17 protein-coding genes are annotated in these 21,975 nt (G+C 43.7%); 12 read left to right on the forward strand and 5 right to left on the reverse strand.

Annotation, left to right across the window (positions count from 1 at the left end; translation table 11 throughout):
- Positions 1–129: 129 nt before the first annotated feature.
- Entirely contained in the window at positions 130–885 is a 756-nt protein-coding gene (locus T426_RS0114485; protein ID WP_025865108.1) for a LytR/AlgR family response regulator transcription factor, read from the reverse strand.
- Between the two features lie 429 nt (positions 886–1,314).
- Here T426_RS0114485 and tsaB point away from each other — a divergent pair, with 429 nt between their 5' ends.
- The 4 genes from tsaB to T426_RS0114505 all read left to right on the forward strand — a co-directional run bounded on the left by tsaB (position 1,315) and on the right by T426_RS0114505 (position 8,117).
- On the forward strand, positions 1,315–2,034 hold the full coding sequence (tsaB, locus tag T426_RS0114490) for a tRNA (adenosine(37)-N6)-threonylcarbamoyltransferase complex dimerization subunit type 1 TsaB (protein WP_025865107.1): 720 nt from the start codon (positions 1,315–1,317) through the stop codon (positions 2,032–2,034).
- A gap of 221 nt (positions 2,035–2,255) precedes the next feature.
- Positions 2,256–2,825, forward strand: coding sequence for an elongation factor P (gene efp, locus T426_RS0114495; protein WP_025865106.1), 570 nt, complete (start codon positions 2,256–2,258; stop codon positions 2,823–2,825).
- Between the two features lie 690 nt (positions 2,826–3,515).
- Complete coding sequence (locus T426_RS0114500; protein WP_025865105.1) at positions 3,516–6,584, forward strand: SusC/RagA family TonB-linked outer membrane protein; 3,069 nt, start codon at positions 3,516–3,518, stop codon at positions 6,582–6,584.
- Positions 6,585–6,602: 18 nt separating this feature from the next.
- Positions 6,603–8,117, forward strand: coding sequence for a SusD/RagB family nutrient-binding outer membrane lipoprotein (locus T426_RS0114505; protein ID WP_025865104.1), 1,515 nt, complete (start codon positions 6,603–6,605; stop codon positions 8,115–8,117).
- Between the two features lie 39 nt (positions 8,118–8,156).
- Here T426_RS0114505 and T426_RS0114510 read toward each other — a convergent pair whose 3' ends face one another.
- The 3 genes from T426_RS0114510 to tyrS all read right to left on the reverse strand — a co-directional run bounded on the left by T426_RS0114510 (position 8,157) and on the right by tyrS (position 11,967).
- Complete coding sequence (locus T426_RS0114510) at positions 8,157–9,533, reverse strand: O-antigen ligase family protein (RefSeq protein ID WP_153637575.1); 1,377 nt, start codon at positions 9,531–9,533, stop codon at positions 8,157–8,159.
- An 87-nt stretch (positions 9,534–9,620) separates the two neighbouring features.
- Complete coding sequence (locus tag T426_RS0114515; protein WP_025865102.1) at positions 9,621–10,571, reverse strand: GumC domain-containing protein; 951 nt, start codon at positions 10,569–10,571, stop codon at positions 9,621–9,623.
- 103 nt (positions 10,572–10,674) lie between these two features.
- The gene (tyrS, locus tag T426_RS0114520; protein WP_025865101.1) at positions 10,675–11,967 is read right to left on the reverse strand and encodes a tyrosine--tRNA ligase; all 1,293 of its coding nucleotides are present in this window, start codon (positions 11,965–11,967) and stop codon (positions 10,675–10,677) included.
- A 203-nt stretch (positions 11,968–12,170) separates the two neighbouring features.
- Here tyrS and T426_RS0114525 point away from each other — a divergent pair, with 203 nt between their 5' ends.
- Entirely contained in the window at positions 12,171–13,289 is a 1,119-nt protein-coding gene (locus tag T426_RS0114525; RefSeq protein ID WP_027585897.1) for a gamma-glutamyl-gamma-aminobutyrate hydrolase family protein, read from the forward strand.
- A gap of 9 nt (positions 13,290–13,298) precedes the next feature.
- Here the strand turns inward: T426_RS0114525 and T426_RS0114530 are convergent, their stop codons facing one another.
- Positions 13,299–13,829 (reverse strand): CvpA family protein, encoded by a 531-nt coding sequence (locus T426_RS0114530; RefSeq protein ID WP_025865099.1) that lies wholly within the window; start codon positions 13,827–13,829, stop codon positions 13,299–13,301.
- Positions 13,830–13,970: 141 nt separating this feature from the next.
- Between T426_RS0114530 and T426_RS0114535 the strand changes: the two genes are divergently transcribed.
- The 7 genes from T426_RS0114535 to T426_RS23825 all read left to right on the forward strand — a co-directional run bounded on the left by T426_RS0114535 (position 13,971) and on the right by T426_RS23825 (position 21,898).
- Positions 13,971–15,494, forward strand: a complete 1,524-nt coding sequence (locus T426_RS0114535) for a GH3 auxin-responsive promoter family protein (RefSeq protein ID WP_025865098.1) — start codon at positions 13,971–13,973, stop codon at positions 15,492–15,494.
- A 56-nt stretch (positions 15,495–15,550) separates the two neighbouring features.
- Positions 15,551–16,165 carry a deoxynucleoside kinase gene (locus tag T426_RS0114540; protein ID WP_025865097.1) on the forward strand — a complete coding sequence of 205 codons (615 nt, stop codon included), beginning with the start codon at positions 15,551–15,553 and terminating at the stop codon, positions 16,163–16,165.
- Between the two features lie 204 nt (positions 16,166–16,369).
- Positions 16,370–17,611, forward strand: a complete 1,242-nt coding sequence (locus T426_RS0114545) for an alpha/beta hydrolase-fold protein (RefSeq protein ID WP_025865096.1) — start codon at positions 16,370–16,372, stop codon at positions 17,609–17,611.
- 70 nt (positions 17,612–17,681) lie between these two features.
- Positions 17,682–18,032 carry a DUF1330 domain-containing protein gene (locus tag T426_RS0114550; RefSeq protein ID WP_199898643.1) on the forward strand — a complete coding sequence of 117 codons (351 nt, stop codon included), beginning with the start codon at positions 17,682–17,684 and terminating at the stop codon, positions 18,030–18,032.
- Between the two features lie 39 nt (positions 18,033–18,071).
- A complete protein-coding gene (locus tag T426_RS0114555) occupies positions 18,072–18,629 on the forward strand; it encodes a DUF7010 family protein (protein ID WP_025865094.1) in 558 nt (185 codons plus the stop codon).
- An 82-nt stretch (positions 18,630–18,711) separates the two neighbouring features.
- Positions 18,712–20,508: a tetratricopeptide repeat protein gene (locus T426_RS0114560; RefSeq protein WP_199898642.1), complete on the forward strand. Its 1,797-nt coding sequence runs from the start codon at positions 18,712–18,714 to the stop codon at positions 20,506–20,508.
- Between the two features lie 178 nt (positions 20,509–20,686).
- The gene (locus T426_RS23825) at positions 20,687–21,898 is read left to right on the forward strand and encodes a serine hydrolase domain-containing protein (RefSeq protein ID WP_025865092.1); all 1,212 of its coding nucleotides are present in this window, start codon (positions 20,687–20,689) and stop codon (positions 21,896–21,898) included.
- Positions 21,899–21,975: the final 77 nt, after the last annotated feature.

Genomic DNA, 21,975 nt, shown 5'->3' on the forward strand with positions numbered 1-21,975 from the left:
GTGGTAGCGCGGTGCAGTCGTTTGGAAAACGAACGCTGTTTCGACCGAAACGTGCAGAAGTTTATTGGAGCGATAACAATCGTAACAAATGAAAGCTGAAGCCACAAAAATTTCGAAGAAGCTAATTGTTTAAAGCCGGTTATGCAGCAACCGGTTCAAGAGTTCATCTTTGTATTTGGAGGAAACTTTCAGCATTTCCCCGCTTTTCATCTCCACCATACCGCCTCCGGATTTTAAATACCGAACCACATTTTTCAGATTGACTAAATGGCTGCGGTGAATCCGGCTAAACCCATGATGGGCCAGGAGATTTTCGAACTCCATCAGGGTGCGACTGACCAGCGTCTCGGTTCCATCCTTAAAGAATATGCGTGAATAATTGCGTTCCCCTTCACAACGCTCGATATCGTCAATCCGAACAATCGAAAAACCATTCAGCTCGGGTAACGCGATGGTGGCATTGGCATCTTCGGACGAACCAAACAAATTATCACGCATCGCCCGGACCCTTGGCAGTGTAGAAGCCGTAGAGACCCGGTTTATACGGTTCAATGATGCTTTAATATCGTCGGGTACGATAGGTTTGACAATGTAATCGAATGCCGAATACTTGAAGGCTTTGATGGCGTATTCACTGTAAGCAGTGGTAAAAATTAGTTTGAAATCGGTGTCTTCAAGTTTTTCAATTAAATCAAAACCAGTTCCGTCCGGCAGCTTGATGTCGAGAAAAACCAGGTTTGGGTGCACCCGGTTGATCAAAGCAAGGCCCGACGCCACAGAATCAGCCTCTCCTTCGAGTACAACATTCTCAAAACATTTCTCGAATGTCTTTTTCAAAATCGTCCTCGAAAGTTGATCGTCATCTATAATTACTGTACGCAACATTATTTTAATCCTGATGTATGAAAGTCAATCACAAACCTCGTAAAAATATAAAAACACACTATATCAACACCGTAATAGGGATGAAAGTTTTACAGCTTTATGTTTGATATGATCACCTATAACACCATTGCGTTCCTATAATTCACCCAAAGACAGGCAGAGTAGGCATAATGCAGGGCTTAAGGTCAGACCACGTGGTCGCGATGTTTTGTGCCCCTACGGCGTGCGATCTGTGTTCCCTTGAGACTTTTCTTTGTGCCATCTGCACAAAGTATTCAATTCTTTGCAAAGTATGTAGCATACCACCGGCAAGCTAAGTCCGAAGAACAATGAGTGCTGATTAAACCATCGAATAAATACAAACGTTACTCACATGCCGGAATCGATACCGACATGAAAAATTTACCATCTTTGCACAAAATTTATAGCATGTCATTAATTCTGAATTTGGAGTCCTCGACTGAAGTCTGTTCTGTTTCCATTGCAAAAGAAGGAAATGTACTCGCCTTTCGTGAAAATAGTGATGGTATGAATCATGCTAAGCTACTGACACTGTATACGGAAGAAGTTTTAAATGAATTGAAATTAAACGCTGCCGATTTGGATGCCGTTTCCGTATCAGGCGGTCCCGGTTCCTACACCGGTTTACGAATTGGCGTTTCAGCAGCAAAAGGCATTTGCTATGCAGCGGGAATACCTTTAATTGCGATATCTTCTCTCGAATCGATGGCTGCTCATGTTGCTTTACACCTTCAGGACTACGGACTCCCAACCGATGAGCAATTGCTTCTGTGCCCGATGATTGACGCGCGAAGGATGGAAGTTTATTCAGCCATTTATACCACAAAAGGAGAACGGGTCCGGGAAATCACTGCTGATGTCATCGATCACCATTCTTTTCAGGATTATCTGCAAAAAGGACCGGTGGCTTTTTTCGGTAACGGAGCCGATAAATGCAAAAGGGCAATTCAGCATCCCAATGCCCTTTTCCCGGAAGGGATTGCGGCTTCGTCGAAACACATGGCTGTTCTTGCTGAAAAGGCTTTCAAGGAGAAAAACTTTGTGGATGTTGCTTACTATGAACCTTTTTATTTGAAGGATTTCGTTGCCACCATTCCGCGAAAAAATATTTTCGGAAACCAGAAATAAAATGAGGCTTGACTGACGTTTCCTTTGCGGTCTCCACGTGGTGTCTTCTATTTTTCCATCGCAAAGCGAACTAAGGACCATAAATCCCTCAACGCACGCAATATGAAACACTTCCTTGCCTTCCTCATGTTTCTTTAGAAAGTTTCATTAAATTTGCGGCCGGACAAGATCCCCGGAAATCTGGGGAAGTAAGTAATAATCATTTATTTAAATACATTATAATGGCATCTACTGCAGATTTCCGAAACGGATTGTGCATTGAGTTCAACGATCAGTTGTTCCAGATTGTGCAGTTTCAGCACGTCAAACCAGGGAAAGGAGCCGCCTTTGTTCGCACCAAGCTCAAAAACCTGAAAACTGGCCGTGTGATTGAGAATACATTCAACTCCGGGGTAAAAGTCACCGTGGCACGTATTGAGCGCCGTCCCTACCAGTTTCTCTATAAAGATGACATGGGTTTTAATTTTATGCATACCGAGACTTTTGAGCAAGTCATCATCTCACCTGATTTGATGGAAAATGCAGACTTGTTGAAAGATGGAATGACACTCGAAATTGTGTTCCATGCTGAAACCGAAACTGCACTAAGTGTTGAATTACCGCCGTTTGTTGAACTGGAAGTGGTTTACACCGAACCAGGTGAAAAAGGCAATACTGCCTCATCTACCGCTCAAAAACCAGCAGAAACGGAAACTGGCGCCACCATCATGGTCCCGATTTTCGTGAACCAGGGCGACATCATTAAAGTGGATACACGCGACCGGTCATACTCTGAACGTGTGAAGAAATAAAAGACATTTAGGACATACTTAAAAACCCGGTTATTTTAATTTGACTGGGTTTTTTTGCGCTCTGAATTTACACATTCCGACTCACTACTTTTTCTAAATCCTTAACATATCCTTCCTTTTCTGATACAATTTGATTGAAAATCTATCCACCGCAGATGGAATAAGTTCCCTCTTTTCAGCATAAAGTTTATCTTCTGGTTAAGCAAATTGAACTGAGTTACCAACTCATCAAATTCACTATACTATCTTGTATCTCCCCCCTTAATTTACACAAAAAGTAGTTGTATTTATTCTTTTATGAAACACACCCCCAAAAAACAAAGTCATGTTAACATCTTTTCGCATTTATTAACTAAACATTAAAAACGACACTCCCGCCTTTCTTTTCCTTACATTTTGCATAATTCTACTTCCGCAAAGTATATATTTGTCATACATATCATGTGTTAAGTAACACATGTAAAGCTATTGTTGACATGAAATGGAAGTGTATTTTTATGTGACATGTTACGTATTAAGTAATACACTTTAATAACCAAACTGGAATGACGTTTTTTTCTCTTTTGCCTGACTGACAAAACTGAAAGCAGCCCCAAATCGTCATTAACAGAATCAGTCAAGGACAAAAATTAACCTCTATATATTTCAACTTCATCATTCTTCGTTATTAACCTTCTTAATAATTAGACTATGAAAAAGCGACTATTATTGCTTTTAATGCTCCTAAGCGCGGGGATGCTGCATGCGCAAGAATTTCCGGTTAAGGGTATTGTCACAAATGTCGACGACAAATCCGGAATCCCGGGAGTTTCCATCGTCGAAAAAGGAACCATGAACGGTACCACAACCGATATAGATGGAAAATTCCAAATTACTGTCAACCCGGGGGCCATATTGGAATTTAGGTACATTGGAATGAAAACCAAAGAGGTAAGTGCGACTAAAGGCAAAGACCTCTATGTCGAACTATCTCCGGATCAGATTGCGGTGAACGAAGTAGTTGTTACAGCAATGGGTATCCGAAAGGAGAAAAAGTCGTTGGGTTATGCAGTACAGAGGGTTGGCTCTGTTGAATTACAAGATAGTAAACAAAACAACCTGGTAAATGCATTACAGGGTAAAGTTGCCGGTGTAACCGTCACCAATTCCGGGGGCGCGCCGGGAGCTTCTTCTGTAATCATGATTCGGGGAGGTAATTCATTGAGCGGAGACAACCAGCCGTTATTTGTTGTCGACGGTATTCCCATTGACAACAGCACAGAAAACAACCCGGCTATTGCATCTTCCAACCGTGCGCTGGATATTAATCCGGAGGATATTGCCTCTATCTCCATCTTGAAGGGACCAGCTGCAGCTGCTCTATATGGAATCAAGGCAGCAAATGGAGCTGTGGTTATCACCACCAAAAGCGGTAAGGCTGGTAAAGCACAAATTTCGTACAGTGGATCTGCATCAGTGGATGAGGTGATGAGTACCCCCGATATCCAAATGGTTTACGGACAGGGCACACAAATGGATGATGGAAGTACCAATACATCTACAACCTATTCATGGGCTAAAGACCCGTTATCGGCTTCAACGCCACGATACAATAACCTGAAAGATTTTTACAAAACAGCAATAAGTCAAAATCACAACCTCACCTATTCCGCTGGTACTGATAAAACTTCGATGTATATGTCGGTTGGCCGGTTAGATCAATCCGGAGTTATAGATCACACGAACTATGACCGTACTTCCGTGAGATTGAAAGCAGACTCGAAACTGAAGAAGAACCTGAATATTGGTGGCTCTTTCAACTACGTAAATTCTGAAAGTGACCGGACCCGCCAGGGCTCTTCCAATAGTGGTAATTTCCGAAGCATTCTTTCGTATCCGATTAATATCAATATGAAAGATTACCTAAATGAAGACGGAACACAGAAATTTCTTCCCGGAGTTGATGATGCACCTATCGACAATCCATACTGGAGCGCCATCAATAACCCAATTAATAACCGCGTCGATCGACTCATCGGAATTGGAAATATCAGTTATAATCCGTTCGACTTCCTTAACATCACTTATCGTCTGGGTACTGACATGTTCTTCGAAAAGAATAAAAGTATATATGCCAGCGGATCGGCCACATACAACAACGGATACATTTCCGAGTATGCCGCCTTTAACCAAATTACGACTTCAACTCTGTTGCTCAATTTCAACAAGTCGATTAATGACAATAACCTGGCATTAACAGTAGGTAATAATGTTGAAAGCTCCTACTATCGTAAAAATTACTGGACCGGCCAGAATTTCATCGAGGCAGATTTTCCGGGTATCAACAATACCGAGTCGGCCGACCGGACAGTTGGGCAAAGCTCCCGGCGTAAGCGAATTGTGAGCCTATTTGGTGATTTCAAGTATGACTGGAAAAGTCTGGTATTCTTTAATATGACCGGACGCGTGGATAAATCATCCACATTACCTAAAAACAATAATGTCTTCTTCTACCCTTCATTTGGCGTTTCGGTATTGCCTTATGATATTCTCCAGACTACTGGTAATGATTTTCTTTCACCACTTGGAATTAGTTACTGGAAAATCAGGGCTACCTGGGCTCAGGTAGGTAAGGATGCACCTCCGCACGTGTTGATTACCCCAATGGCATCTGCAACCAACAGCTATACTATTGATCCGGGAGGCTTTATTCATGCCACCTATCCTACCGGAAATCCGGGACTTAAACCAGAGTTCACCACTTCCATGGAAGTCGGAACAGACCTCCGCTTCTTTAAGAACAGACTGGGATTGGACTTCACGTACTACAAAAGTAAATCCGAAGACCAAATTCTTTTTGTTCGTATGCCCCCGTCAACTAGTACGTACGGAGGTTACCTGAATGCTGGTACCGTCAAGAACTCGGGAATTGAACTGGTATTGAATGCCAAACCGGTCGTTGCAGAAAACTTTTCGTGGAACATCGATTTGAACTTTTCGAAAATGAAAAGCTGGGTTACCGAACTTCCCGGAACTATCGAACAGGTTGAAGAATCAGATTCCTGGGCATTTAATAATATTGCTGAAGGGGCTGCATTTCTCGATGGTCCATTATTCGGAATTTATGGTAAAACCTATCTGAAAGACGATAATGGCAACCTACTACTTGATGAAAATGGAATGGTTCAGGTTGATCCGGTACAACATCGGATTGGCAACAGAGCTCCCAAATGGACCCTTGGCTTGACCAACACCATGCATTATAAAAACTTCACACTGTCATTTCTGTGGGATGTTTCATACGGAAACGACGTGTTAAACGGCACCGAAGCTGCACTGGCATATTATGGTTTGAGTCCGACGACATTGAATAGAAATACGCAAACAACTTTCAAAGGTTTAATGCCTACCGGCGAAGTGGATACAAACGGTGATATCGTTTACACAGAAAATACAAAGGCAGTTACTTTGGACCAGGCCTACTACCAGGACCGCTATGCTGCTGTTGGAGAAAACTTCGTGGAAGATGGTTCATGGCTCAGACTTCGCTATGTAACACTCACCTACAATCTTCCTGACGACTTATTCAAAAACAAAATTTCCAATGCGCAAATCTATGTCACAGGCCGCAACCTGCTACTGTTTACCGGTTACTCTGGCATTGATCCGGAAGTAAATACTATTGGTGCAGCTGTGAAGGGAACAGGTTCCATCGGAATTGACAACCTTGGAACTCCGTCAACAAAAGGTTTCGATATTGGAGTAAGATTAAGCTTTTAACCTTAAAAATTTTACGAGATGAAACAATTACGATATATCATTCTCCCCATTTTACTAATGTTACTGGCCACCTCGTGTGACAAGTACCTGGATGTAAATGCCGATCCAGATGCTCCCACCCAGGTATCGCCCGATAACCGAATCAAGCCGCTCATCCGGCTTGCAAATGGTGCTGCTCAATGGAGAGGCACCCGGGAAGTAAGTGACGTCATGCAGTATGTGGCCAGTTATCAGGCTGCCCGTAGCTATGATATCTGGAACTATACAGCATCTTACTATTTCTGGCAAAACACACTGGTTTGGGCATATCCCAATGCGGCCGACCTCATCCTTCTTGGGAAAGAGACAAACAGTCCTAATTTTTCAGGTGTTGGTGAGATCTTCAAATCATTCCTTATCCTTTCACTTTCCGATCAACTTGGACGTATGCCCTGGGACGATCTGTACGATGGTGTCCAGGAAACCATCCTCATGCCAAGATTTGAAGATCAAAAAACGGTTTATGAAAAAGCACTGGCAACTCTCGATCAAGCAATCGTGGATTTATCGGCTACCGATAATGCCATCGCACTAAATAACCGTGATGGTGATATTCTTTATCAGGGAGATACGCAGAAATGGATAAAATTCGCTTATGCACTGAAAGCCAGATATCTGAACCACTATTCAAAGAAGTCCAATTTATACGACCCCGATGCCGTAATCGACGCGTGTAGCAAAGCATTCGATGGCGACGGAATGGATGCTGAATTTGCCTACTCTGCCGACGGTAGCAGTACCGATGCGAACCCATGGAGTGTGGAAGGTTATGGTGGTTTCTCCAGTCTTACCGCTCCCCGGTATGGAGGATATAGTGCATTCTTCGTCAATATGCTAAAATCGTCACCTCTGGCTGACAGTGGAGTTGATCCTCGTCTTCCTATTATCATGAAACCGGCGAATAATACCGGCGAATACACCGGAATTGTTAACGGTCGTGGACTGGATACGGATAAAACACTGGATGACTATTCGAATGTTCCCGGCGGTTATTATTCCAGTGCCGATTCACCTTTCCCGTTTATCACATACAGCGAAGTCAAATTCATCGAGGCCGAAGCCCGTTTACGCAAAAACGATATAACAGGGGCCATTAGTGCATTCAAAGAAGGTGTACTGGCCAACATGCGTAAATTAGGTGTTAGCAGTGACGCTATCGCGGAAGCTACTACTAAAATGGACGCGTTGACGACTGCTGATTTTACATCAGGTGGTGACATCACATCCGGGCTTAGCTACATCATGACACAAAAATACATTGCGATGGTGTTCAATCCGGAAACTTGGGTGGATATGCGGCGTATGGATTACAGCACTGCCATCTACCCGAACCTTAGTCGTCCGGAAAATGTATACAGCATTTTCCAGGATGGTGAATGGATCAGAGCGATGTGCTATGAGATTAACGAACAAAACAGGAACGAAGCGAATCTTGGTGACAATCGTCCGGAAGTAAGACTGAAAACACCCGTTTGGTGGGATACCGCCGAATAAATAAACCATCCAACCTGTTAAAGACCTGTGTGACTCCTGTTATGCAGGTCTTTTTTGTTGGGGTAGACTTTGTCTTTCGTGAATATCCAGCACCACAATCAGTGCAAAACTCATCCAGAAAGGAACGGCCGCATTGTCCATATCGAGGAAGTTATTCAGGAAACTGTGCACAAAATAGGTGATAAGCGACAGTACGGCAGCCATTGTAAGCAACCGCGTCCGTGCATCTTTGGTACGTGAATACAACCGTATTCCGGTGTATAGAATTAAGACAATCATGACCAGAAAGGCCAGTAATCCCGGCAGACCGGAAGAAACTAACGCTCCCAGGTATTCGCTGTGTGCATTTCCCCAATCGCCTGAATTCGTGCTGATAATCGTTCTGAATTCGCGAATCTGAAATGGAGCATATTTGAACTGATAAGTGTTAGGCCCCCATCCTAAAACCGGCTTTTCCTTAAACATTTCCAATGCACAGTACCAGCGATTCAGCCGTTCCACATTCGAGGCATCCGATGTTATATTCGTCATCGATTCCACGTGCTTCATCATGTTACTGGACGAATCGGTTTTGTTGGTTTCCAGTTTTAGCAAAATCTGTGTCCAAAATGTAAACAAGATGACCACAATGGTTACGGCAGTCAAAAGGAGATGTGTAAACCGAATGCGCAGTTTCATGATAATCCAGACAACTGCGGCAATTGCTATACTCAACCAGCTGGCTCGTGAATAGGAGAAAATCAGTCCAGAAAGAAAAACCGGAAATAGCAAAGCAAATAGCAGACGGATTTTCATCTTACTTCCCCTATCGGAAGCAAATGCTATCACATAGGGAATCATCATGGCAATAACTGCCCCATAAACGGTATGATCGTTAAAAAACGGCTGAGGAACCTTGTACGCAATTTGCTTATTCCACAAACCATAACCGATATGCTTCCGGATGGTGAGGATGATCACGATGACCATGGCCGCTATAAAGAGTAACCACAATTCCCGAATGGATGAAAATCCCCGCTTCAGGTATTGCGTTGCCATGAAATAGGCGGCACTGATAAACCAGGCTGCAGCCAGAAAAGCTTTCAATGACACCAATGGCATGGTTGAAGTAAAACTGGTTAGCAACATCCACCCAAGGTAGATTCCGATAGAATAAGTTACGGGGTGATGCCAAACCTTCCGGTCAAAATCATTTTCCAATAATAACCGAAGAACAAATATGCCCAGCAAACCAAACAGAACGGGTTCCGATGGCAGACTCATGTTCACCACCGAGTCGGGATAAAAAGTAGTCAAAGGAATGGAAAGTGGTGTCAAAAATATGACCAGACGAAACAGCACATCGAGCCGAAACAGCGCCATTGCCACCACGATAAAACCAATGGGCAATAAAATCAGATCCCTTGTTTCTTTCACGGTAAGTAAATACAAATTACACGCAATAAACAAGATGGCCAGAAAATAAAAGAGAATAAGCTTTATGTGGCTGATGCGTTCCAACAACTATGATTTAGAGCGATCGACTGCGGCAACTACAACGGTTCCGATGAACAAGGCAAACAATACACTTAACAAAACAATCAGGGTTCGTTTCGGCCAGTATTTCCTGTCAGCAGGGAAAGGCCTTTGGACAACCCGGGCAAATTTGGTCTCCTTGTTGGCCTGCGAAAGGGCCCAATTGTGGTAAGTTCTCAGCGAATCGATCTCTATATTGCGTCCTTCCATCTCTTCGCTCATCTGCCAAAACCGAATACCTTTTCGACCCAAATTATCCAAATTCTTCTTAACCTCTCGGGATGAAGCAGATGACGCTCCTCCTTTGACAATGGCTTCCATATAACCACGGGTAACCTCCTTCACCTGCTCCGGATAGTTAAGTAAACCGGTCTCCTCGCTGTAGTGTGTCAAATCTTTTACCAACGAATCGCGCTGACGTACCAGATTTTTGAGTTCCAATCCGCTGGTTGCCGCATATTCTCTGTACCTCTGGCGATATATATGCAACATTTTCCTGTCGCAAAACGATATCAGCGAATCCACCATATCAGAGGCTCGTTGTGGCTCTTCGTCAAGAACACTGATTTCGACAGCCTGATATTCCGTTTTCCGCATGTCTACATTTTTGTCATATCGATCGAGTACGGTGGACCAAAAATAGGGGTAATCTTTCGATACCTGGTACGCCTCCCCCAGGTCAAAAGTCTCTACCATTCGGCGCTTCAAATCGGTCGATTTGAAAAACTCCAGCATCTGCTCAGTTTCCGATTCATCGCTAAAAGTTCTCACATCCAACATCGGGTACACTTTAGCGGTTGAGCGAAACTTGGGATGGATGAATGTTGGTCCTGTAAAAATAGCGGCTAAAATAGCGGCTAAAACTGCAATAATTCCCAAATGGAGTTTCCATTTCAGAAGTAATTGCAACAGCCGTCGATTGTCAAAATAATTTTCCATGGTTAGTCAACTGAAAGTAAAACGGGCCTTGTCATTCACAAAGGAAACGAACAAGACCCGTTAAAAATTATCCAATATCATGCTATTCAGCAGAAAATGGCGATTATCCTGCAATAATCAGGAAGTAATTCTTCTTTCCTTTCTGCACTAACAAATATTTTTCACCAATCAGCGAGGCTGCATTCACCGTCGCATCATCGGCCGTCACTTTTGATTTATTGATACTCAAACCGCCACCTTTAATGGTTCGGCGTAACTCACCTTTCGACGGGAACACCTCAGTGTGTTCTGCCAGTAAATCAATCACACCAACACTCTCATCCAATAATTTCCGGTCGACCGGAAATTGTGGAACACCCTCGAAAACAGACAGGAAGGTATCTTCATCCAATTTGCGTAACTGCTCTTCGGTCCCTTTACCAAACAGAATCTGCGAAGCCTCAACCGCCGCGTCATAATCGGCTTCCGAGTGAACCATACAGGTCACCTCTTTGGCCAGCGTTTTCTGCAGAATCCGCGTATGCGGTGCCTCCTGATGTTCAGCCACCAGCTTTTCGATCTCCTCTTTCGGCAACAGCGTAAATATTTTTATGTAACGCTCTGCATCTTCATCGGACGTGTTCAGCCAAAACTGGTAAAATTTATAGGGTGAAGTACGTTTCGGATCGAGCCAAACATTGCCCGATTCGGTTTTTCCGAACTTTTTCCCATCGGCTTTGGTAATCAGCGGACAAGTAAGTGCGAAGGCTTCTCCTCCCAGCTTGCGCCGAATGAGTTCGGTACCGGTGGTAATGTTTCCCCACTGATCGGAACCGCCCATCTGCAGTTTGCAGTTTTTGGTCTCGTATAAATGAAGAAAGTCGGTTCCCTGAACCAGCTGATAGGTGAATTCGGTAAACGACAATCCGGTTTTGCTACTTCCGTCGAGACGCTTCTTCACCGAATCCTTCGACATCATGTAGTTCACGGTAATGTGCTTCCCAATATCGCGAATGAAACCCAGGAAGCTGAACTCCTTCATCCAGTCGTAGTTGTTCACCATCTCCGCACCATTCTCCACATCCGGGTTGAAATCAAGGAATTTCTCCAGCTGTTCTTTCAGGCAATTCTGGTTGTGACGCAATGTCTCTTCATCCAACAGGTTCCGCTCCTGCGATTTCCCCGATGGATCGCCAATCATTCCGGTAGCGCCGCCCACCAATACAATCGGTTTGTGGCCGGCCACCTGAAAATGTTTCAGCATCATTACTCCAACCAAGTGTCCAATATGCAGCGAATCGGCCGTCGGGTCAATTCCCACATAAGCGGTGGTCATCTCTTTCTTAATTTGTTCTTCCGTACCGGGCATCATGTCGTGAATCATGCCCCGCCAGGTAAGCTCATTTACAAAATTCACTGGTGTATTTTTTAGTCCGTTAATGTTCGTTTTTGTATCATTTCAACCTTCCGGGAAACCGGGAAAAGGTCTGTATGGCTGAAATTTCGCGCTAAGATACAAAATTTTAGCGCTCTCGATAAATCACTGGGCAGCTTCATCTGGTGTTAATCCGAAAAGATAATATCTTTAAACTTTCATTCACTCAACTAACCGTTTTTGCCATGAATCATCCTGCAAACCATCGTCATTCCATCAGCTTGAAAAGGCTCCTTTCTTTCGTTTTGATTCTCCTCGTTTCAACCACTGCATTTGCCGCAAATGGAAGCACGCACCGCATTATTTTGCTGCACCCAACCGTTGGCAACATTGAAAATGCGCTGTCACTGGTGAAAGACGGATTGATTGATATTCCGAATCTGGAAATGCTTGGCGTTTATTATGCCGATGAAAACTATGATTATTCGGCTTCCGAAAAGTATTTAGCCGAGCATCATATCGAAAATTACCACCTGAAGAAAGTTGAAGGCAAACTAACACTCGATAACCTTTTTCGGAAGAATGCCTGTACAAGGCTGTTTCACCAGCTTTTCGAAAATGCGGATGCGATTTTATTTTTCGGTGGACCGGATATTCCGCCATCCATTTACGGTGCAAAACAGGAGTTGCTGACATCAGTGACCGATCCGATGCGTCACTTTTTTGAGGCTTCGTTCTTCTTCCACCTGATTGGTGGCTCACAAAATCCCAATTTTAAACCTTTCCTGGAAGAACGGCCTCACTTTGTTATCCGGGCATTTTGTTTGGGTATGCAAACCATGAATGTGGCTGCCGGCGGAACGCTCATTCAGGATATTCCGCAAGATGTTTATGGAATACGCGATGTAGAAGATGTATTGAAGATGTCACCAGCGATGATGCACCGGAATTATTTCAATGGTTTTTCAGCTAACCAAGATATTTTCTACGGTCATTTTCACCCCATCCGGTTGGTGAAGGACGGCTATTTTGTTACTGATGCCGGTTTCCCGGAAACGACTATTCCTTATGTGCTGAGTGCCCATCACCAGTGTGCCGGAAAAATCGGACAAAATCTGAAAGTCATTGCCACCTCCTTGGACGGAAAAATTGTGGAAGGCCTCCAAAGTACGCGTTTCCCCAACGTAATTGGCGTACAGTTTCATCCCGAACAGGATTTTCTGTATTATCCCCTTAGGACATTCGAGCGCAAAAATAACGAATCTTTCAGTCCGAATAAGCTCTTAGAAAGGACCAACAGTCTGGCTTTTCACAAATTATTTTGGAAAGACTTTTCCCGGAAGGTGGCAGAAAGCGAAAAGTAAAAACACAACTTATAACGAAACTTTCTGAAATCCCTCTTTTAACTCTTCGCGAGCCTGATTGAAATGGAAGAAGGGCAAAATGCTGGGGGCAAAATTTCGTAGCGGTTTATACAGAATCGAACTATTCGCCTTTTGTGGAGGTATCAGGTTGAACGTGTACTTGCCAACCATTTCGATGACAATCAACAGAACACTGATGATAAAAGCGGCTTTCAGCACGCCGACAACCACTCCGGCCAGTCGGGTTAACATACCGAGCGCCACAGCCTTAAATAGTGTATCCGCCAACCGGGCTACCAAATGAACGGCTACCACCACCAAAATAAAGGTGATGATAAAGGCGATAAGTCCCAGGTGTTCCGGATTCCAGTCAAACACCGAATGCAGATAATAAGCTGTAAATCCAGAGAATTCGACGGCACCCCAAATTCCGAGCAGCAATGCGGCAATGGAAGCCAGTTCGATAAAAAAACCTTTTTGGAATCCCCTAATGGCGGCAAATACCAAAATGGCGCCTAGAATAATGTCGAGCACGTTCATGGTTTCGGATTGATTCGATTAGGTAAAAATATCAAAAAATGAAGCAGAAAAAGGGTTCCCCAAAAAAATTATGTATTTTGGCTCCCGGGTGTTAAAAACATAACGCCCTGACCTTGAACCAACTTAATTCGAAAAAAACGAATGGCACTGCTGAATTCCATCATCAAATGGGTTAATTACAAACGCATTTACCAGATTGAACTCTACCGGAATCATGCCGAGGAGATTCAGGAGGAGATGCTGTTTAATTTATTGAATGAGGCAAAAAATACCGAATGGGGCAAAAAGTACGACTACCGCTCCATTAAATCGGTGGAACAATTTGCCGAACGCATTCCGATCAGCACATATGAGCAGATGGAACCTCACATCTCACGGATGATTGATGGGGAGCGCAATGTGCTTTGGCCCGGCGAAATTAAGTGGTTTGCCAAGTCATCAGGAACCACCAATGCGAAGAGCAAGTTTATTCCGGTTTCCACTGATTCGCTGGAAGATTGCCACTTTCGTGGGGGAAAAGATGTGTTGGCCATTTACCACCGCAACTATCCCGAAGCCAAAGCCCTGACCGGAAAAAGCCTGACACTGGGCGGCAGTCATCGCGTTAGCAACCTAAGCAACAAATCATATTATGGCGACCTTTCGGCTATCATGATCGAGAACCTGCCATTCTGGACCGATCTTAACCGGACGCCTCCCACAGAAATAGCATTGATTGAAGAATTCGAACGGAAAGTGGACGAAATTACCAAGACTTCAATCCACGAAAATGTGACTTCGTTTGCCGGCGTTCCGTCGTGGTACCTCGTTTTGCTTCGTCACGTACTCGATTACACCGGGAAAAATAACATGCTGGAAGTATGGCCGAACCTGGAAGTGTTCATTCATGGCGGTATCAACTTCGAACCCTACCGCGAACAATACCGCAAGCTGATTCCTTCGAATGAAATGCGTTACCTCGAAACGTACAATGCCTCGGAAGGCTTTTTTGCCATCCAGGACGACCCTTCCCGGAATGATTTGCTGCTGATGCTCGATTACGGCATTTTCTATGAATTCATTCCCATGTCGGAATACGGAAAAGAAAATCCGAAAACCATTCCGTTATGGGACGTGGAAACGGGCATCAATTACGCGATGGTCATTTCCACCAACGGCGGTTTGTGGCGTTACCTGATTGGCGACACGGTGGTCTTTACTTCGAAAAATCCATACAAAATTAAAATCACCGGACGGACCAAGCATTTCATCAACGCATTTGGTGAAGAGGTCATCATCGATAATGCTGAAAAAGCACTTCAGCAGGCTTGCGACGAAACCGGGGCCACCATTCGTGACTACACTGCCGGACCGGTTTTTATGGGCGACAACGCCAAAGGCGCTCACGAGTGGCTCATTGAATTTCAAACACCTCCGGGCGATCTTTCTCGTTTTACGGATATACTGGATAAAACACTGCAGAGTGTCAATTCGGATTACGAAGCCAAGCGACATAAAAATACCACGCTCAATTCCCCGAAAGTAACTGCTGCTGCCCAGGGAACTTTTTATCACTGGATGAAGGAAAAAGGGAAAATCGGTGGCCAAAATAAAGTCCCACGCCTTTCGAATAACCGTGATTACCTGGAACAGTTGCTTCCGTTTCATCATGAACTTTCGCGGTAGAGCGGAAATTATCGATGGTTTTATTACATTCGTATGTTTTTGAAAAATCCTAGACAATGCACATTGCCATAGCTGGAAATATCGGTGCCGGAAAGACCACTCTAACGGGCCTGCTTGCTAAACATTATGGCTGGGAAGCCCATTATGAAAGCACCGATGACAATCCTTACCTCGACGACTTTTACCACGACATGCAGCGTTGGTCGTTCAATCTTCAGGTATATTTCCTGAATAACCGGTTCAACCAGGTACTCGATATCCGGAAATCGGGAAAAACAATTATTCAGGACCGGACCATTTACGAGGATGCCGAAATTTTTGCTCCTAACCTGCACGACATGAGCCTGATGAGCACCCGTGATTTTAATAACTATCGCTCGCTCTTCGAACTGATGACCCGCCTGATCGAACCGCCGGATTTGCTTATCTACCTGCGTGCTTCTATCCCGACGCTCGTCAATCAGATTCAGAAACGCGGCCGCGATTACGAAAATTCCATCCGCCTCGATTATCTGAAACAGCTGAATCAGCGCTACGAGGCATGGATTTCGAAATACCACAAAGGAAAAATGCTCATCATTAACGTTGATGAAATTAACTTTGCCGATAGTGCCGAGGACCTCAGCAAGGTTATTGACCGAATCGACGCCCAGATAAACGGGTTGTTTTAATCAACTTCGTTAAAAGATATTTAGAAAGCCATTGAAGCAATTCAGTGGCTTTTTTTATTGTAAATTCACACCATGACGTCCGTAATTATAATTCCGAACGTTTACTTGTCACACAGCCATTACTTTTGATTCAAGATGTCTAACGGAACACATGCTGCTCCTTCCGTCAAAAACAAAGTGATTAACCCAAATAAAACCTTAAACATGAAAACTGCACTATGCGCTGTTTTAATTCTGCTTTTTCAGAATATGGCAGACGCACAAACCAACCAACGATTCTTATACAAAACAGGAGTTGTAGACAGTATCTACTCTGAAACACTAAAAGAATACAGGCAAATCTATATTCAACTACCCGAAAGCTACAATCCTGCCAACGGGCAAAAATATCCAACTGCATATATTCTGGATGGTGAGACACTTCTTCCAACAGCGAGTATCGTACAGGGTTTTTATTCCGGCGGATTTTTCCCGGAAATGATTCTCATCGGTATTTCTAACCGAAAACACAGGACCAGGGATTTAATACCTTCCAAGATAAATACCAAATACGGAATGCCTTTTAACGAAGAAAATGGTCAGGCGGCCAAATTCTTCACTTTTCTAAAGGAAGAACTGATACCATATGTCGAAAGCAAATATCGTGTCACCAATTACCGAACATTAATCGGCCATTCCTATGGTGGTCTGTTTGCAATTTATACCCTGATAAATCATCCACAATTGTTCGCGAATTACCTGGCGATTGATCCCAGTTTGGATTGGGACAACCAGAAATTATTGAAACAGGCCGGTACGGTTTTGGCCAAGGGCGACTTTAAAGGCAAATCGTTATACATGTCTTTAAATGGACAATTGGACATGCAAAACTCTCATGTTACGCTCGAAAATGTCATGCAAGACACAACATACTTTACCCTATTTGCCCGCTCCAATATTTCGTTTGCAAACTTGGTGAAGAAAAACCAGGAATGTGGATTGACTTTTCGTTGGGAATTCTTTCCAGATGATTTGCATGGCACAATTGCATTGCCTTCTATCAGAAGTGGGCTGATTTCACTATTCAAGTGGTTTCAAATGGAGAAGACAGATAGATTCAATTCACCCGATACTCCAAAAGAGGAACTCTACCGGATAATAAAATACAGGGCGAACAAACTTTCAAGCCATTTTGGATACAAGGTGCCGCCATATCCCGAAGATCTAATAAATATGATGGGATACATGAGCTTAAACATGGGGCAGCCCGAAAAAGCAAAAATGTTCTTTGCTTTTGGCATAGAATATTATCCTGAAAAACCGAATGTTTACGATTCGATGGCTGACTATTATATCGCCCAAAAAGATACGATCAACGCCTTGAAATTTGTGAAAAAAGCATTTGAATTAAGTGGTCGCGATTACTATAAAAAAAGAATGGAAAAATTTGATACAAAAAATGAATAAAACGTACTTATATCCAATACAAGAGGCTGGACGAGATTTTATTATGCGAAAAATCGAAAGTGACATAATTATGCTAAATTTACTTCGCTTTCGCGAGGTGGCTGACTATTCAGCTTCACCGGAACTGATGCCGAAAAAGCCAATCAGTGGCAAGGAGGCTTATCAGCGATATATCGACCATACATTACCTTTTCTGAAGGAATCAGAAGGCGAGATACTATTGATGGGCGAAGGAGGAAAATATCTGATTGGCCCCACTGACGAGCAATGGCACGCCGTTCTGCTGGTCAGGCAAAGCAGCGTCGAAAGTTTCCTGGCATTCGAATCGAATCAGGAATACCTGAAAGGAATTGGGCACCGGACAGCGGCGTTGAAAGATTCGCGGCTTCTTCCCATTGTGGAAGCAAACCGAACGCTTTAAATTACAAGAATAACAAACCGACAAAACTGAACGAAAGACATGGAAACTCTGACGAGAACTCTTGAAGAACAACGAAAAGAATTTGCTTCCCGGAAATTTCTGGCAACGCCAATAGCGGGAATAATCGCGTGGTTGATTACCGGCATAGCCGGAATGACATTATCTCCGATCCTAACCGTATGGACATTATTCATAGCTACCGGGAGCATTGCCTACCTCGGAATCGTCATCTCGAAGTTCACCGGAGAAGATTTTCTCGATAAGACAAAGCCGAAAAATGAATTCGACACGCTCTTCTTTTTAACCGTAGGACAGGCTGTTTTGGTTTATTCTATCGCCATTCCATTTTTTCTGATCGATTATACTTCACTTCCAATGACCGTCGGAATTCTAACCGGTCTCATGTGGATTCCTTTTTCGTGGATGATTAAACATTGGGTGGGAATTTTCCATTCCGTTGTTCGAACCGCCCTGGTTCTTGCTCTTTGGTATATATTGCCTGAATATCGCTTCGTAGCCATCCCGTTTGTCATTATACTGGTTTACATCGTCACCATATTCATCTTAATGAACAGAAAAAAAACGATGCCGGTTTAAAAGTTCGTGCAAGGCTCTCTGTATAAGAAGAGCCGAAACCTCAAATGGCAAGTACAACAATTTTAATTTGTAGTTTTGTGTAGTGAAGGAAAATGTGCCAGACAAAACGATTGCTGTACTTCCATTTGTGAACATGAGTGGCAGTGAAGAAATTGAATATTTCAGCGATGGGATCACCGAAGAAATTATCAATGCACTGGCCCGGATTGAGCACCTGAAAGTCACGTCACGAACTTCTTCATTTTACTTCAAGAACAAACACATCCCCGTAAGGGAAATTGCCAAAGAACTGAATGTCGCAGCCATCCTGGAAGGGAGTGTGCGTCTGGCGGCTAATACTGTTCGTATAACTGCCCAGCTAATTCACGCGGAGGAAGATTTTCACTTCTGGTCGGAAACATGGGACCGGAAGCTGGAGAATATTTTTGAAATACAGGATGAAATCAGTCTGCTAATTGCCGATAAACTTCGGGAACAATATGGGCACCTGGAAATTCAGGACCACCTTGTCGGGAAGAAGACGGAGAGTATTGATGCCTATGAATATTTTTTAAAAGCGCGATATCACTTTAACAAATGGAACCCGGTAGATGCCCGGACCGCCATCGAACTGTATGAAAAGGCTATCGCTCTCGATCCGAATCATACCGATTCGTATGTAGGATTGGCGGATGCCTACAGTTTTTTTGCCGTTACCGAATTGATGCCGCGCGAGGAGGCCTGGAAAAAATCTCGGGACTATACCGACAAAGCGTATTCGCTGAACCCGCAACACGCCGGTGTACATTACCTGTTTGCCAATGTATCCTTTTTTTACGATGCCAGTTTTCACGAAGCAGCTCAACACGCTCTTAAGTCGATTGAGCTAAAGCCAAATTATCCCGAAGCGCAGCAGTTTGTGGCCTTGCTGTACATAATTTCCGGCGAAATGGATAAAGCGAAACAGCATTTGGAAATAGCACATGATATCGATCCGCTTTCGCAGGAAACCTTGTTTTACCGGGCCTACTTCCATTACCGAAATGAAAATTATTCCGAAGCACTAACGCTATTTGATGAAGCTTTGGAGAAAAATCCCCATAATATTCCGGTCTACATTGTCCGCAGTTATTGCCTGTTGAAAACGGGACAATATTCCGAAGCACTCGATTTCCTGGGAAAAATGCCGGAAGAGATTGTCGTTCCGGGCGAGCGTCTGGGAGTAATTGCCCTGGCTCATATTCTGAAAAATGATCAGGCAGAAGCGGAAAAATATTTCAAGCAACTAAAGCAGGAAGCCCAAAAACCTGCTTCTTTTCAGGCTCACTCCTACCTTTTTATGGCTTATGCCTGTATGAATCAACCTGACGAGGCTTTTTCCTGGCTGGATGAAGCAATTAAACTAAATTCTTCTGTTTTACTGCTGAGCTATACCGACCCGTTAAACAACTTTGTCAAAGAAGATCCCCGATACGAACAATACCGGCAAAAGCTTTACCATCAACCAACGTTTTCTGAAGAAAAGTCCACCGAAAAACCGCCGCTGCTGGATGCCGAAACGGCTGACGCCTATACCGAAAATCTGATTCGCTTCGTGAGCGAAGAAGAACCGTTTCTGGTTCCCAACCTTTCACTGCGCTCTCTCGCCGAACAGGTTGAAATACACCCCAACAAATTGTCGTGGTTGCTCAACGAACGGATGGGCAAAAACTTCAATGAGTTTATCAATTTTTACCGGATTGAATATTTTAAAAAGCTGGCTCTCGATCCGGCAAACAGTCATATTTCGCTCATTGGTCTGGCCTATGAGAGCGGATTTAATTCCAAGACGGTTTTCAACACTTACTTCAAGAAAGAAACCGGTATGACCCCAAAAGAATTCCTGAAACAGAACAGTTAGCCCATTCCTTCTCTGCACAGCCGCGATAGATCACATTTTTGGGTCCAGAATTATAATTGCGAACCTCTGCTTCCATTTTCCGAACCTTTATCCAACACGCCTCCCTTACATTTGCTTCGTGATTTCACTGAAAATAAAATCGAAAAGCAATAAATTAATTCTCATAACATATTGACTTATGAAAAAAGCCATTAAAATCATTCTGCTGACACCTCTTGCTTTGATTTTTGCCGCCCTGCTGGTTTTGTCCGTCATGTATTCTCCCACCTACATGTACCGGTTAATTACCATGAATGTGGCGGATGTGTATGACTACAAACATTTCGAAAACAGGAAAATCGAAGGCTCACAGGACACTTTCCATTTTGCTAAAAAATTAGATGAAGAATACGTGGAATCGTTGTTTCACGACCGGGTCAAAAACTCCGGCTGTAAAACATTCGATGAGTGGGCTGAGAAATCGCAAACCACCGCACTGATTTTTATCCGGAGAGATACCATCCTGTATGAGAAATATTTCAATGGTTTTTCGCGTGATTCCTACTTCCATTCGCAGTCAATGGCCAAATCGTTTATTTCGTTTTTAATCGGCGCGGCTATCGACGACGGACTAATCGCAAGTGTCAATGACCCAATGACCAAGTATATTCCCGAGCTGAAAAAACGTGATCCCCGTTTCGAAAAGATTACCATCAAAAATTTACTCCAAATGCGTTCGGGATTAAAGTATTACGAAGGCTATTTCCCTGGCACTCACATTCATCTTCCCTGGCATGATGAAGCCGTTGGATATTATCATCCGAATGTTCGGAAACTGTTGCTTAAGAAGATTGACATTGCCCGTGAACCGGGGAAATCGTTTCAATATTGCAACTACAATACCAGTTACCTGGGATTGATCATCGAGCGGGCGACTCATAAAACAGTATCCAAATACATGGAGGAAAAGTTGTGGTCACGAATCATGGAGTACGATGCGCTGTTTTCCATCGACAGCAAAAAATCGGGCTTTGAATATATGCCCAGCCGCCTAATTGCCAGAGCTATTGATTATGCCCGGTTTGGTCGCCTTTTCCTGCATGATGGCAACTGGAACGGCCAACAAATTATCTCAAAGGATTGGGTTTTTAAATCGACCCGCGAAGATAAGTCCATCCCGCGCAGCATTTACCCCGATTGGCTCGGTAAAGGATGCAAACACACCTATTATTCTTATCAGTGGTGGGGAAACACCAATTGCGATTCCACCTTTCATTTTTTTGCCAATGGCAACCTCGGTCAAAATATCTATGTCATTCCTGACAAAGACATCATCATCGTGCACTGTGGTAATTCGCTGGAGTACTACAACGAAGGCGACTTGTGGCATGCAGCAGAACAGATTGACTAAAGCCATCATTCCTTTCATATCATAGACAAAACCTCGTGTCCAAAACACGGGGTTTTTCTTTTTTCCTACCGGGAAAG

Source organism: Prolixibacter bellariivorans ATCC BAA-1284 (assembly GCF_000621705.1).
GTDB classification, from domain to species: domain Bacteria; phylum Bacteroidota; class Bacteroidia; order Bacteroidales; family Prolixibacteraceae; genus Prolixibacter; species Prolixibacter bellariivorans.